Raw genomic sequence first — 14464 nt, 5'->3', positions numbered from 1 at the left:
AATGCTTGGACCATCGGTTGGGTTGGCGACTACCGTCTCCGACGTGAACCTTGACGCCGTCGCTTTTGGCGGGCAGTGGGAACGGGCATGGAATGCCCATGACGTCGAGTCGGTTCTCGAGCACTTTCACGACGACGTCGTGTTCACGTCGCCGGTGGCGGCCAAGCTTTTGCCGGCCACAGGGGGGATCGTGCACGGTAAGACCGCGCTGCGCGACTACTGGACCGCCGCATTGCAGCGAATTCCCAACCTCCGGTTCGTGGTCGAGGACGTGTACCAGGGAATCGACACCATTGCCATCGTGTACCGAAACCAAGAGAATACGCGGGTTTGCGAAGTTTTACGGTTCGGCGATGGTCTGGTGATCGAAGGGCACGGCACGTATCTCGTTGCACCGTAAAGTGATCCAAGACAGCCCAGGCGAAGGAAGTTGGTGAATGACGGACCGCTTGACCGTCGCGATTATCGGCGATTTCGATAGCTCGTATGCGCCTCATATAGCCACCAATGAAGCGATTCGCCATTCCGCGGGTGCGCTTGGGTTGGATGCCTCGGTGGCCTGGCTGGCCACTGAGTCACTGGAGTCCGACTTGAGTCCGCTGACGACTGCGGACGCATTGTGGTGCGCGCCCGGCAGCCCATATCGCAGCTTGCTCGGGGCGCTCGCCGCGCTGCGTTTCGGGCGAGAAAACGCCGTGCCTACCCTTGGTACGTGCGGCGGGTGTCAGCACGTCATTTTGGAATATGCCCGTAACGTTCTGGGCTTCGAAGACGCGCAGCACGCCGAGTATGACCCTTACGCTTCCCGGCTATTTATCTCGTCTTTGACGTGCTCTCTGGCAGGGCGCACGATGCCAGTCAACCTCGCACTGGAATCCGTTGTCGCCCAGTGCTATGGCACGGACAGGGTGAACGAACAGTACTACTGCAACTTTGGACTCAACCCGGCCTACCGTCAGGTACTTGAGGACCGTGGACTGCGCGTCACCGGGCGGGACGACGACGATGAAGCTCGGGTGTTTGAACTGCCCGAGCATCCGTTCTACATTGCCACACTGTTTGTGCCGCAGAACCGCTCGACCATTGAGGAACCGCACCCCCTCGTTACGAGTCTTCTGTCTGCGGCCGCAGAAGGCTGACGCATCGCGCCCCTGGCGCCGAACGTGTACTCAGGGCGAGATTTGTGCGGTTTTTTCGCCCTCAGAACACGTTCGGCGCAAGCCGCAAGCCGCAAGCCGCAAGCCGCAAGGCGCAAGGCGCGAGGCGCAAGGCGCAAGGCTAAAGGTCGACGGACTTCCCGGTGGCGGCCGCATGGCCGGCGCGATAGCCGAAAACCATTGCCGGACCAATGGTTCCGCCGGCACCGCCGTAGGCCCGGCCGGTGACACCGGCCATTGCGTTGCCGGCGGCAAACAGCCCGGTTATCGGGTCTCCACTGACATGGAGCACGCGGCCGTCAGGATCGGTACGCGGTCCGCCCTTGGTTCCCATCGAACCGATGCACACCGGCACCGCGTAGTAGGGAGCGGTGTCGATCGGGCCGAGCGTCTTTCCGGCCAGAGTGGTGGCGCTGTCATCGCCCCAGTAGCCGTCGTATGCGCTCGACCCCCGCCCGAAGTCGGGGTCCGTGCCCGTGGCGACCTGGCGGTTCCACTCCCGGACCGTCCGCGTGAGACCGTCGGCGTCGATCCCGGTCTTGGCGGCCAGCTCGGCGAGATCCGCCGACTCGCAGAACCAATCCGGAAGCGGTTGTCCGGGAGCGACACCCAGAAATCCATAGCGCTGTAGGTGGACGGAGTCGAACACGATCCAACCGCGATCATTCACATAACCGCCGCGCGGATCGAGGTAGTGGAACGCGCCGGCCATCGAGTTGTAATCACATGCCTCGTTGACGAACCGGCGACCGGCCGCATTGACGATGATGCTCCTCGGCCGGGTGCGTTCCAGGCGGACACTGCGGCTGCGCGGCTCGCCGTCGATGGTGTCACCCGGGATCCGCACGATTGGCACCCACCACGCCTCGCCCATGTTGCCCAGGTCGGCGCCGTGCGCCATCGCCATGCGCAGCCCGTCGCCGGTGTTGTTCGGCGGGGAGACCGCGCCGTGCATCGGTCCACGCAAGAAGGCTTGCACCAGAACGGGATCCCATTCGAATCCGCCGGTGCCCAGAATGACGCCGCGTCGAGCGCGCACGCTCAGGCTTCCTTCGGGCACGGCCACCCGTACGCCGGCGACCTCTTCATCCTCGGCGACTAGTCGTTCGGCCCGCGCATTCACCCGCGGGGTTACCCCGACGTCGAGCAAGCCTCGCAGAAGGCCCGCGATCAGCGCGGTCCCGGCGACGCAGAGATGGCTCGTTCGTTCGTCTATGGCTGCGTGCAGCCGGGCTCGGGTCTCGGCATCGAAACCGACGTTGGACCAATCGGCGGGAAACGACGTGATCTTCGTGGCCCACTCGCCCAATTGGGCGAGGTCGAAGGGGGCCGCGCTGAGCGACCGGCCTCCCGTCGGTTGTCCTCCCGGCAACTCCGGTTGGTAATCGGGGAACCCGGTGGCGATCTCGAAGCGCAGGCCGCTGTGCGCTTCGACGAAGTCGAGCATTGCCGGGCCGGTTCGCACGAACGTCTCGACCAGCGCGTCGTCCATCGAGCCATGGGACTGCGCGCGCAGGTACCGCAACGCATCCGCGACCGTCAATTCGCCGTCGGGAGAACGGTTATGGGCCGGGATCCACACGATGCCACCCGACACCGCGGTGGTCCCGCCGACGGTCGGCGCCTTCTCGAAGACCGCGACGGACGCCCCGGCCGCGGCGGCCGAGAGCGCGGCGGTGAGCCCGGCTCCGCCGCTGCCAAGCACGATGACGTCGACTTCGGAGTCCCAAGGCATGGACTGATTTCCCTTCAGCTCAGTAGCTCGGACAACTGTTTTGCGGCACGGATGACCGCGTCCTTCCCACGCATCACGACATCTTCGCGATGGGAGATAAGGTTGATACACGTTGGGGGAGAAGGGGCTTGGCGACGGACTGGCACGGCCAAGCCGTACGTGTTCGGTTCGATCTCCGCATACGTAGTCACCCACCCGCGTTCGCGAGCGCGCGCGACCAGATCGCGTTCACCGGGGCGCGGGGGCATGCTCGCGAGCAAGGCGATCCCCGCGGCACCGCGCTCCAACGGATACCGGCTGCCTTCGTGGAAGGCGAGTTGGTAGGCGACGTGGCTCGGCACGATTACTGCGACGGCCACCTGCTGGTCGCCCTCGGCGACGAGCAACGACACCGTGGTGCCGAGTTCGTCGGCCAGCGCGCGCAGCGTGGGCAGGCTCAGTTGGCGCACGTTGTGGTCGAACGACGCGCCCAGCACGGCAAGTCCGGCCGCGGGTCGGTAGCGCCCATCCTCGCCCTTGGCGACCAACCGGAACTGAGCCAACGTCGACAGCAAGCGATACGCGATCGTCCGGTGCACCCCGACTTGGTCGGCAAGCTGCTGCACGGTGAGCCCGGCCGGCGAGGCCGCCACCATCTGCAGCGCGGTCAGGCCCCTGGCCAGGGTCTGCGAACCGGTCCCCGAACCCGTCACAGCCTTGACAGACCTCCATGTGAGAGCGAAGCTCTATATATAACGCACACTATTGTGCGATATTAGCACACGAGATGAGTCGAAATCGAGAACGAGATTTCCCCCACCTGCAGCCAGAGAGGAACCGTGGCGGAGTTCGAGAGCATATGGAGCGATCTGCAGGGCGTCGCCTTTTCGCAGGGCTACCTCGACGCCGGCGGAGTCCGCACCCGCTATCTGCGCGCCGGCGACCCGGGCAAGCCGGTGCTGGTCCTGCTGCACGGATCCGGCGGCCACGCCGAGGCTTACGTCCGCAACCTCGCGGCGCACGCCGAACATTTCTGGACCTGGTCAGTCGACATGCTGGGGCACGGGTACACGGACAAGCCGGGCCACCCGCTGGAAGTCAACCACTACGTCGAGCACCTGATGGCCGTGCTGCGCACCATCGGCGTCGACCGCGCCTGCCTCAGCGGCGAATCGCTGGGCGGCTGGGTGGCCGCCCGCGCCGCCGTCGACCATCCCGACGTGGTTGACCGGCTGGTCCTCAACACCGCCGGTGGCTCCCAGGCCGATCCGGTTGTGATGCAACGGATCATCACGTTGTCCATGGCCGCCGCGGAGGACCCAACATGGGAGACGGTCCAGGCCCGCATCAAATGGTTGATGGCCGACAAGTCCAAGGACTACGACGACCTGGTGGCCAGCCGCCAGCGCGTCTATCGCCAACCCGGATTCGTCGCAGCCATGCGCGACATTATGGCGTTGCAAGACCCCGAGATTCGGGCTCGCAACATCCTCGGCCCGGCCGAGTACGGGTCGATCACCGCCCCTACGCTGGTGCTGTGGACCAGTGACGACCCCACCGCCGACGTCACCGAAGGGCGCCGCATCGCGTCGATGATCCCGAACGCACGGTTCGAGGTGATGCCGGGGTGTGGCCACTGGCCCCAGTACGAGGACGCCAAGACCTTCAATCGCCTCCATCTCGATTTCCTGCTAGGCCGCTGATGGATACCGACGGGCACCAGGAACAAGCCGCCGCGGTCGACGTTGTGGTCGTCGGCGCCGGCCCCGTCGGCCTGACGCTGGCCAATATCCTTGGCCTGCAAGGCGTCAGCACACTGGTGGTCGAGGAACGAGACACGCTCATCGATTACCCGCGCGGGGTGGGGCTGGACGACGAGGCCCTGCGCACTTTCCAATCGATCGGCCTGGTCGAGCGCGTCCTGCCGCACACCGTGCCCAACCAGATTCTGCGTTTCGTCGATGCCAAGCGTCGTGTGCTGGCCGAAATGGCCCCGCCCGACGCGCGTTTCGGTTGGCCCAAGCGCAACGGCTTCGTGCAACCGCTGGTCGACGCCGAATTGCTCGTCGGGCTGGACAGATTCGAACACGTGCAGGTGTGGTGGGGACGCCCGATGACGTCGTGCGCCCAAGACGACGACGGGGTGACCGTCGAGCTCGGCGGTGAAGACGACGCGGCCAGTGTGCGCGCGCGTTACGTCGTCGGGTGCGACGGCGGGCGCAGCCAGACGCGACGGATGATGGACGTTTCCTTCGACGGGACGACGTCGTCGACGCGGTGGCTGGTGGTCGATGTCGCCAACGACCCGCTGGGCCACCCCAACAGCGAGGTCGGCGCCGACCCCGAACGCCCCTATGCCTCGATCTCGATCGCGCACGGAATTCGCCGCTTCGAGTTCATGATTCACGCTGACGAGACCGATGAGCAGGCGGAGGATCCGGCGTTTCTGACCCGGATGCTGGCGCGGATGGTGCCCCACCCCGACCGGGTCGATGTGATCCGGCGTCGCGTGTACACCCACCATTCGCGGATCGCCGGTGCGTTCCGCAGTGGCCGGTTGTTGCTGGCCGGCGACGCCGCCCACCTGATGCCGGTGTGGCAGGGCCAGGGCTACAACAGCGGCATTCGCGACGCGGCCAACCTGGGCTGGAAGCTCGCAGCGGTGGTGAACGGTCAGGCCACCGACAAGTTGCTGGACACCTACGACATAGAGCGCCGCAAGCACGCACGCGCGATGATCGACCTGTCCACGATGGTTGGCCGTGTCATTTCACCGACAAACCGCCGGGTGGCGACCGCGCGGGACCTCCTGGTGCGATCCGCGTCAATTGTGCCGTCGCTCAAGCGATATGTGCTGGAGATGCGGTTCAAGCCGATGCCGCGCTACGAGCAGGGCGCTGTGGTGCATTCGGCGGGCCCCAACGGGCCAGCTCGCGCGGACTCGCCGGTCGGCACGCTGTTCATCCAGCCCCGTGTCGACACCCGCGTCCAGCCAGACATCCTGTTGGACGATGTCCTCGGCGACTGGTTCGCGGTGCTGTGCTGGAACAACAACCCGCGCGAGATTCTCGGGGATGAGGCCTTCGAGGCGTGGAAAGCCCTGGGCGCGCGGTTTATCGCGCTGCGCCCCGCCACGCAGCTGCACTGGACCGGGCACGACGATCCCGATGTCGTGGTCGTCGGCGACCGGGGCGGCGGTGTCAAATCCTGGTTCGACACACACCCTGAATCGGTTGTGTTCCTGCGCCCCGATCGGTGTATCGCGGGTGCCTGCATCGCACAGCGCGCGCCGGAGCTGAGCGCCGCGCTCCTCGATGCCCTCACGCTCACCCCGGGAGGGGGTGATCACCAAAGTGCCTCTGGCTCTGTGCTGTATGTCCCACAGCCCGCTCCTGAGTCTTCCCGGGCCGTCGCGGGACCTGCTTGACGACATCGAAGGCGCGATCGCTGAGGCGCGCGCATTCGTCGAAGATTACAACCCGGAACTGGTGGTCATCTTCTCGCCGGATCACTACAACGGGTTCTTCTACAAAGTGATGCCGCAGTTCTGTATCGGCATGAGCGCTAACGGGATTGGCGACTACGGCACCCACGCCGGGCCGCTCGATGTTCCCGAGGAGCTGGCCACCGAATGCGCGGAGGCCGTACTCGGTGCCGGTGTCGACCTCGCGGTGTCGGCCAACATGGACGTGGACCACGGCACCGTTCAGCCGCTGGAGAAACTCTTCGGGGACGCCACTGCGCGCCCGGTGATACCGGTTTTCGTCAACGCAATCGCGGTTCCGTTGGGGCCGTTGCAGCGCTGTCGCGCACTGGGTACCGCCGTGGGCGACTACCTCGCCACCCTGGACAAGCGGGTGCTCGTGATCGGATCTGGTGGACTCTCGCACAGCCCTCCGGTGCCGACGCTGGCGACCGCGACTCCCGCGGTGCGTGAACGCATCGTGGACGGCCGGCCGATGACGCCCGAGCAGCGGCGGGCTCGGCAAGCGGCGACGGCGGACGCGGCCAAGAGCTTTGCCGCCGGCGAAAATGACCTGCAACCGCTCAACCCTGCGTGGGATCATCGCTTCCTCGAAATCGTCGACACGGGACGGCTGGACGATCTCGATCAGTGGTCGAACTCGTCGGTAGTCCACGAAGGCGGCAGTTCGGCGCACGAAATCAGAACCTGGGTAGCGGCTTTCGCCGCACTGGAGTCGGCGGGGCCGTACCGGACCGCGATGCGCTACTACAAGCCGGCACCGGAACTGATCGCCGGATTCGCCATCAGAACGGCGACACCGGCATGACGGCCGAGGATTTCGATCACGTGGTCGACGTGCTCATCGTCGGATCCGGTGGTGGCGGCATGGCGGCCGCCCTCACCGCGGACGCTTCCGGGCTAGACACGTTGGTGGTGGAAAAGTCCTCTCATTTCGGCGGTTCCACCGCCCTCTCCGGTGGCGGCATCTGGGTGCCCGGGGCACCCGCACAACGCAGGGAGGGCTATGTCTCGGACCCCGAAGGTGTCGTCGAATACCTACGCAAGATCACCGACGGCTCGGTCAGCGAGGCGCGCATACGCCAGTACGTGGAGTCGGCGCCGCAGATGCTCGAATTCCTGGAGCGGCTGTCGGGATGGTTGGAGTTCGTCTGGAAGCCCGGCTACGCCGACTATTATCCGGAGTTGCCCGGCGGCTCCGAACTCGGTAGCACGATCAACGTGCCGCCCATCGACCTGCGCACATTGGGCCCCGACGAGGGAAAGCTCCTCCAGCCGCTGGCGCTGGCTCCCAAGGGAATCTGGTTGGGTCCCAAGGAGCTTCGAACCTTCTACCGGATCAGGCAGTCATGGGCCGGCAAGGGCGTGCTGCTGAAGCTGATTTGGCGCATGGTCAGAGCCAGAGCGTTCAACGAGCGGATGGCGGCGATCGGGCAGTCACTGGCCACGCGGCTTTTCCTGGCGATGCGGGAGCGCGGCATCCCGCTGTGGCTGGACTCGCCGATGGTCGAGTTGCTCACCGACAGCGACGGATCGGTGACCGGGGCGGTGCTGGAGCGCGACGGCGGCAAGCAGCGAATCGGCGCACGCCGCGGCGTCATCCTGGCTTCCGGGGGTTTCGATCACGATCTCGCATGGCGCAAGGAGCAACTGCCCGTCTTGGAGAGTGTGGGATCCCGGGATTGGAGCTTCGGCAATCCCGCCGCCATGGGGGACGGTATCCGGGCGGGCCAGAAGGTGGGGGCCGCAACCGACCTGCTCGACGAGGCGTGGTGGTTCCCGGCAATCCAATGGCCGGATGGCCGAATGCAATTCATGCTCAACGAGCGGATGATGCCCGCGCAGTTCATCGTCAACGGCGACGGCAAACGCTTCATCAACGAGGCGGCGCCCTACATGGATTTCGGCCACGCCATGATCGACGGCCAGAAATCTGGCATCACGCACATCCCGTGCTGGCTCATCACCGACCACCGGTCGTGGAATCGCTATGTGATCGGCGGCCATCTGCCGATTCCTAAAATCCCCGGGGCTCCCGTGCCCACGGGACGTAAGGTTCCGTCGGCCTGGCTGGAATCCGGCGTCGTCAAAGCCGCCACGAGTTGGGAAGACATGGCGACCAAGATCGGCGTGCCGGCGCGCCAGCTTACCGAAACCGCAACGCGTTTCAACGAACTCGCTCACCGGGGACACGACGATGATTTCAACCGCGGGGACAGCGTCTACGACAACTACTACGGCGATCCGACGCTGCCCAACCCGAATCTGTATCCGCTGGGCGATCCTCCGTACTACGCGTTTCGAATCGTGCTCGGCGACCTCGGGACGTCCGGCGGCCTGCGCACCGACGAACACGCCCGAGTGCTACGGCCCGATGGCACCGTCGTGCGGGGACTGTACGCGGTGGGCAACACCGCCGCACCGGTGATGGGCCGCAGCTACGCCGGAGCCGGGGCAACCATCGGCCCGGCGATGACGTTTGGCTTTGTCGCGGCCAAACACCTTGCGAGCCAGACCCTTAGTTCTCATAGGAGGTAAACGATGAAAATCTCGCTGTTCTACGAGTTCGCCCTTCCCCGCCCGTGGGCACCCGAAGACGAACACGTCCTGTTGCAGGACTGCCTGGACGAGGTCGAGGCGGCCGACAAGGCGGGGTTCTCCACCGTGTGGCTGACCGAGCACCACTTCCTCGAGGAATACTGTCATTCCACCGCGCCGGAGATATTCCTGGCCGCCGCCAGCCAGCGGACCAAGAACATCCGGCTCGGATTCGGCATCATGCACCTTCCGCCCGCGGTGAATCACCCCGCGCGGGTTGCCGAACGCATCGCCACCCTCGACCTGCTCTCCAACGGGCGCGTCGAGTTCGGCACCGGGGAATCGTCGTCGGTCGGTGAGCTCGGCGGATTCAATATCGATCCCGCCGACAAGCGCGCGCAATGGGAAGAGGCCCTTGAGGTATCCATTCGCTGCATGATCGAGGAACCCTTCGCCGGGTTCAACGGCGAGCACATCCAGATGCCGGCTCGCAATGTGATCCCCAAGCCGCTGCAGAAGCCCCATCCGCCGGTCTGGGTCGCCTGCACGCGTCCGGCCAGCGTGCAGATGGCCGCTCAAAAAGCCATCGGCGCCTTGAGTTTCGCCTACACGGGTCCCGGTCCGCTGACCGAGCGGGTCAACGGCTACTACAAGGAATTCGAGGAGAACGGTGTGCCGGTCACACCGCGTATCAACCCGAACATTCTGGCCATCGGCGGCGACCTGTCGATGATGGTCGCCAAGTCCGAAGACGAGGCGCTCAAACGCCTCGGCCAGGGCGGCGGATTCTTCTCGTTCGGCATCATGCACTTCTACATGACCGGGGTGCACACGCCCGGGCGGACCGGGGTGTGGAAGCGGTACCTGGAAGAGGTCGAGAAGGACCCTACGCTGGCCTACGGCCCAGGCCGCGGCGCGATCGGTTCCCCCGCCACCGTGCGCGAGTTCCTGCGCGGCTACGAGGAAAGCGGTGTCGATGAGATCATCCTGCTGCTCAACCCGCGCAGCCACGAGGGGACCATGGAGTCGATCGAGCTGATGGGCAAGGAGGTGCTGCCCGAGTTCATCGAGCGCGACGAGAAGGCGGTGGCCGACAAAGCTGTCCGGCTCGCACCCGTGATCGAGAAGGTCGAGGCGCGGCGACCACCATCGACCGCACCGAAGTTCGACGAAAACTACTCCTTCGGTGGCTTGCCGACCGGGCGCGGCGGTAAGTTCACCGCCAGCGAGATTCCCGAAGCCATGGCGGAGATCAACGAGGGTCGCGTCCAGGCGGCGCAGCGCGCGAAGGAGGAGCAGCAGGGCACGTGACGGGCATCGACGAGCTTTGGCGCTACGACGGCCGCCGCGCGGTGGTGACCGGGTGTGCGTCGGGCATCGGCGAACACGTGGTGCGGCAGCTCGCCGGGCTCGGAGCCGAAGTCGTCGGGCTGGACAAGCGCCGGCCGGCCGTCGAGCTCAACGATTTTCATGAAGTCGACCTCGCCGACCCGGAGTCAATCGACACTGCGGTAGCCGCGATCGGCGGGCGGGTCGACGCGCTATTCAACGTCGCCGGTGTCTCCTCCGGGATCGGCGACCCCCCGCTGGTTGTCACGATCAACTTCCTCGGCTTGCGGCACGCCACCGAGGCACTGATCCCGAAGATGGTCGAGGGATCATCCATCGTGAGCGTGTCGTCCTTGGCCGCGGCCGGATACCGGGAACACCTGCGGAATGTTGCACCGCTGCTGAATACCGCGACGATGCAAGAGGGCATCGACTGGTGCCATACCCATCCCGAGGAATTGACCGGCGGCGGCTACCAATTGTCCAAGGAAGCGATCATCCTCTACACCATGCGCAGCGCCACGCCGCTGGGCGCGCGGGGCATCCGCATCAACTGCACCGGCCCCGGGGTGACCGAAACACCGATCCTTGACCAGCTGCGGACGGCCTACGGGCAGGGTTACCTCGACGACATCCCCAAGCCGCTGGGACGCGTTGCCGGTCCGGACGAGCAGGCCTCGGTACTGCTGTTTCTGAATAGCCGTGCAGCAAGCTATATCTCGGGTCAGGTCATCTGGGTCGACGGTGGAAACGTCGGCGCGGCGATCGCCCGTGAACTCGAGGAAGGACGGGCCCCGTGGCCAGCGTGACTGACTTTCGGCAGGTCGCTCGTGACGTCTCGAACTGGGGGCGGTGGGGAAGCGACGACGAGCTCGGCACCCTCAACTTCATCACCGACGACAAGGTCGCTCAAGCGGCAAGCCTGGTTCGGCACGGCAAGGTCTTTCCGCTCGGGGTGGACTTCGGCGCGTCAGGACCGCAGGGTGCCTTCGAGTTCCGCCACAACCCGGTGCACGTGATGACGATCGACGGCGGTGACGTGAACACGCTGGCCCGATACGGGCCCGGGTGGGCGCGTAACCCGTTGGCGCAGCAGCTGAGTCAATACATGGCGGACAATCCGTTCCGCTTCAACGACGACATGATCATCATGCCGCTACAGGCCGCCAGCCAGTGGGATGCGTTGTCGCACGTCTACTACGACGACAAGCTCTACAACGGTTTCCCGGCGGGTTCGGTGACCAGCATGGGGGCCTATCACTGCGGCATCGACAAGGTTGACGGCAAGGGCATCACCTCGCGCGGGGTGCTGGTGGACATGGTTCGCCATCGTGGCGCGCACGTCTTCCTCGAACCCGGAAACCCGATTACTCCCGAAGAACTCGACGACGTGGTCCGCGCCCAGGGCGTGACCATCGGTCGGGGGGACATCGTGTTGATCCGAACCGGTTGGTGGACAAGGTTTCTGGAGACCGGCAACAAGATGGAAGGCTACTCCGGGCTGGACTGGCGGTGCGCTTCGTGGCTACATGATCGTGAGGTTGCGGCGGTCGCCGCCGACAATCTGCAAGTCGAAGACCTGGTGTCCGGGGTGGACGGGGTTTTCCTGCCTCTGCATCTGCTGTGCCTGCGCGACATGGGGCTGATGTTTGGCGAGTATTGGGACCTCGGCGCCCTAGCGGACGACTGTGCAGCCGACGGCGTGTACGAATTCCAGCTGATCGCGCCGCCGTTGAGAGTTGTTGGCGCCGTGGGCTCCCCGGTGAATCCAATCGCGATCAAGTGATGGACGTTCAGCGTAAGTCCATGCTGGTCGACGGGCTGGTCACCAGCTACCTGGAGGCAGGCGAGGGCGATCCGGTGGTGCTGCTCCACGGCGGCGAGTTCGGCGCCAGTGCCGAGCTAGGCTGGGAACGCAACATCGCCGCCCTCGCCGCTGGAAATCGCGTGCTGGCTCCCGACCAGCTGGGCTTCGGCCAGTCGGCGAAGGTCATCGATTTCGTCAATGGCCGTGGCATGCGGATCCGGCATGTGGCCCGCTTCTGCGAAACGGTGGGTGTCGACTCCGCCCATTTCGTCGGCAACTCGATGGGAGCCATCAACCTGCTCACCGACGCGACCTCGGATGCACCGCTGCTGCCGATCCGCAGCTTGGTGATCATCTGTGGTGGGGGAGAAATTCAACAGAACCGGCACTTCGAGGCGCTCCAGCAATACGACGCCACGCTGCCCGCGATGCGCCGCATCGTCGAAGCCCTGTTCTACGACGCCGGCTATCCAGCCGACGACGGCTACGTGCGGCGCCGCTACGAGTCGAGTACCGCGCCCGGGGCATGGGAGGCCGTGGCCGCGGCCAGGTTTCGTCGCCCAGGTGCCGCACCACCACCGGCCCCGTCGACGGCGCGGGCCTACGAGCGCATCGACGTGCCGACCCTTCTCGTCGAGGGCGGAGACGACAAATTGTTGCCCTCCGGCTGGGCGGCCCAGATCGCCAAACAGATCGACGGTGCCCGCTCGGTAGTGGTCGACAAGGCCGGTCACTGCCCGCAGATCGAGCAGGCGGCAACGGTCAACGAGCTGCTGCTGGACTTTCTGGCGAACAGTCAGAAGACATAGTCCAAGCGGGTCTGCATGCCTGCCTCTTGGTGGTATGTGTTGTGGCAGTGCATCACCCACAAGCCAGGGTTGTCGGCGACGAGGACCGCGAGGATCTTCTGCTTTGGCAAGACGATCACCGTGTCCTTGCGCGCGCCGGGACTGCCATCGGCCTTGATCAGCTGGAATGTGTGACCGTGTAGGTGAATTGGGTGATACATCATGGTGGGGTTGTCGAACGTGATGGTGGGCCGTTGGCCCTGCCGGACGTGCAGCGGGTTGGTGCTGCGGTAGGGCTGCCCGTTGATCGTCCAGTTGTATTGCATCATGTTGCCGCCCAGTACGACCGGGAGGTTGAGGCCGGCTTCGGGGCGACCCAGGTTGACCGGCGTGGTGGCGGTGAACATATCGATGGTGCCCACGCGTTTGGTCAGTTCGGCCGGTTGAAAACCCGGGTCGGGTTGGCTGCCGGAGCCGGTGGCGAGCAGCGCCCGCGCCAGTGCACCCTTTCCTTCCGCGAGCGCGACTAGGGGGAAGACCCCGTCGGCTGCGGTCACGATGACGTCGTAGCGTTCGGCCATGCCGATGAGCAGGGCATCGACCTGTCTGGGCACAACGGGATAACCATCGGTATGGGTGACCGTCATCGAATGACCGGCAAGCGCGACGCGAAATGCGGTGTCGGAGCCTGTGTTGATGAAGCGGATCCGGATTCGCTGACCTGGCTTCGCGTTGAAAGTGGTGGGGGCCGCGGGAATTCGGCCATTGATGAGGTAGTACGGGTAGGCGATGTCGCCGGCGTCGCCGCCGAGCAAGTCGCTTTTGCTGGCACTGCCCCGTGGTGTCTCGGTCATCGAGGTCGACGGCGTGGTCGTCGTCGAGGTCGTCGAGGTCGTCGAGGTTGTGCTTGTGGTCGTGGTCGTGGTCGTGGTCGTGGTCGTGGTCGACGTCGGTTCGGTCGTTGTCGGCATGTTCGACATGGGGGGCTTATTCGGGTTGGTGAGTTCGTTGTATAGCTGCTGGGGACTCTTGCCGACGCCGTCCGTCCAATCATCAAGGACGACAATCCATTCGGCGTCGTAGTTGCCCTCGGTCGGATCGTCGACGATAACCGGCAGATAGAGTCCCTTGTCGGCGTCCAGGCCGGTGTGGGGATGGGCCCAATATGTGCCTGAATTCGGGACGGAGAACCGGTAGGTAAAGTCCTGGCCCGCCGCGATGTTCAGGCTGGCGGGTGCGGCACCGTCCATGTCGTTGCGCATCGCGATGCCGTGCCAATGCACCGATGTGGGCCGGTCGAGCCGGTTGGAAACGGTGACGGCCAGTTCGTCGCCGATGCTGGCCCGGATCAGCGGTCCGGGAATGGAATTGCCATAGGCGAACGTATGGACGATCGGCCCACCGAGATCGACCTGGGCCGGTTGTGGGGTCAGGGCGGCGGTCACTGTGCGCCCGCTGTGTGGTCGAGCCGCCTCGACCGCGGCGATGGCGGCCGTCATTTGTGCGGCGCTGCCGGTCATTTGAGATTTCGATTGGGTGCACGCGGCCAGCGTCAATCCACCGGCGATGCCGGCGACCATGAAGCCGCGCCTGGTGAAACGTGTCCGGTCGAAGGGGGCTCCGCTCGTCGGCAGCTCAGACATTCAT

13 protein-coding genes are annotated in these 14464 nt (G+C 65.2%); 10 read left to right on the top strand and 3 right to left on the bottom strand.

Annotated features, from left to right (window positions below):
- Positions 1 to 43: 43 nt before the first annotated feature.
- Both A5745_RS20975 and A5745_RS20970 read left to right on the top strand, forming a co-directional pair.
- On the top strand, positions 44 to 400 hold the full coding sequence (locus tag A5745_RS20975) for a nuclear transport factor 2 family protein (RefSeq protein WP_076118612.1): 357 nt from the start codon (positions 44 to 46) through the stop codon (positions 398 to 400).
- Between the two features lie 37 nt (positions 401 to 437).
- The gene (locus A5745_RS20970) at positions 438 to 1139 is read left to right on the top strand and encodes a CTP synthase (RefSeq protein ID WP_076118609.1); all 702 of its coding nucleotides are present in this window, start codon (positions 438 to 440) and stop codon (positions 1137 to 1139) included.
- 139 nt (positions 1140 to 1278) lie between these two features.
- Here A5745_RS20970 and A5745_RS20965 read toward each other — a convergent pair whose 3' ends face one another.
- Positions 1279 to 2892, bottom strand: a complete 1614-nt coding sequence (locus tag A5745_RS20965; RefSeq protein ID WP_076118607.1) for an FAD-dependent oxidoreductase — start codon at positions 2890 to 2892, stop codon at positions 1279 to 1281.
- Between the two features lie 14 nt (positions 2893 to 2906).
- Entirely contained in the window at positions 2907 to 3584 is a 678-nt protein-coding gene (locus tag A5745_RS20960; protein WP_076118605.1) for an IclR family transcriptional regulator, read from the bottom strand.
- 126 nt (positions 3585 to 3710) lie between these two features.
- On the opposite strand from A5745_RS20960, the gene A5745_RS20955 reads away from it, so the two are divergent.
- The 8 genes from A5745_RS20955 to A5745_RS20920 are packed head-to-tail and all read left to right on the top strand — an operon-like array spanning position 3711 to position 12838.
- Positions 3711 to 4574 (top strand): alpha/beta fold hydrolase, encoded by an 864-nt coding sequence (locus tag A5745_RS20955; protein WP_076118603.1) that lies wholly within the window; start codon positions 3711 to 3713, stop codon positions 4572 to 4574.
- On the top strand, positions 4574 to 6298 hold the full coding sequence (locus tag A5745_RS20950; protein ID WP_076118601.1) for a bifunctional 3-(3-hydroxy-phenyl)propionate/3-hydroxycinnamic acid hydroxylase: 1725 nt from the start codon (positions 4574 to 4576) through the stop codon (positions 6296 to 6298). The genes A5745_RS20955 and A5745_RS20950 overlap by 1 nt, the downstream gene beginning before the upstream one ends.
- A complete protein-coding gene (locus tag A5745_RS20945) occupies positions 6246 to 7163 on the top strand; it encodes a 3-carboxyethylcatechol 2,3-dioxygenase (protein WP_254848627.1) in 918 nt (305 codons plus the stop codon). The genes A5745_RS20950 and A5745_RS20945 overlap by 53 nt, the downstream gene beginning before the upstream one ends.
- Positions 7160 to 8893: an FAD-binding protein gene (locus A5745_RS20940; RefSeq protein ID WP_076118596.1), complete on the top strand. Its 1734-nt coding sequence runs from the start codon at positions 7160 to 7162 to the stop codon at positions 8891 to 8893. The genes A5745_RS20945 and A5745_RS20940 overlap by 4 nt, the downstream gene beginning before the upstream one ends.
- 3 nt (positions 8894 to 8896) lie before the next feature.
- Positions 8897 to 10204, top strand: coding sequence for an LLM class flavin-dependent oxidoreductase (locus tag A5745_RS20935; RefSeq protein WP_076118593.1), 1308 nt, complete (start codon positions 8897 to 8899; stop codon positions 10202 to 10204).
- Complete coding sequence (locus A5745_RS20930; protein WP_076118591.1) at positions 10201 to 11031, top strand: coniferyl-alcohol dehydrogenase; 831 nt, start codon at positions 10201 to 10203, stop codon at positions 11029 to 11031. Before A5745_RS20935 ends, A5745_RS20930 begins: the two co-directional genes overlap by 4 nt.
- On the top strand, positions 11019 to 12008 hold the full coding sequence (locus A5745_RS20925; RefSeq protein WP_076118588.1) for a cyclase family protein: 990 nt from the start codon (positions 11019 to 11021) through the stop codon (positions 12006 to 12008). Before A5745_RS20930 ends, A5745_RS20925 begins: the two co-directional genes overlap by 13 nt.
- Positions 12008 to 12838: an alpha/beta fold hydrolase gene (locus tag A5745_RS20920; RefSeq protein ID WP_076058952.1), complete on the top strand. Its 831-nt coding sequence runs from the start codon at positions 12008 to 12010 to the stop codon at positions 12836 to 12838. The genes A5745_RS20925 and A5745_RS20920 overlap by 1 nt, the downstream gene beginning before the upstream one ends.
- On the opposite strand, the gene A5745_RS20915 is transcribed toward A5745_RS20920, so the two are convergent.
- Positions 12826 to 14460: a multicopper oxidase family protein gene (locus A5745_RS20915; protein WP_076058953.1), complete on the bottom strand. Its 1635-nt coding sequence runs from the start codon at positions 14458 to 14460 to the stop codon at positions 12826 to 12828. The genes A5745_RS20920 and A5745_RS20915 overlap by 13 nt on opposite strands.
- Between the last annotated feature and the right edge of the window lie 4 nt (positions 14461 to 14464).

The sequence above is a fragment of the Mycobacterium sp. IS-2888 genome (assembly GCF_001954215.1).
Taxonomy (GTDB): Bacteria; Actinomycetota; Actinomycetes; order Mycobacteriales; family Mycobacteriaceae; genus Mycobacterium.
Note: the sequence above shows the minus strand (reverse complement) of the source record. Positions and strands in the feature narration are given on the sequence as shown.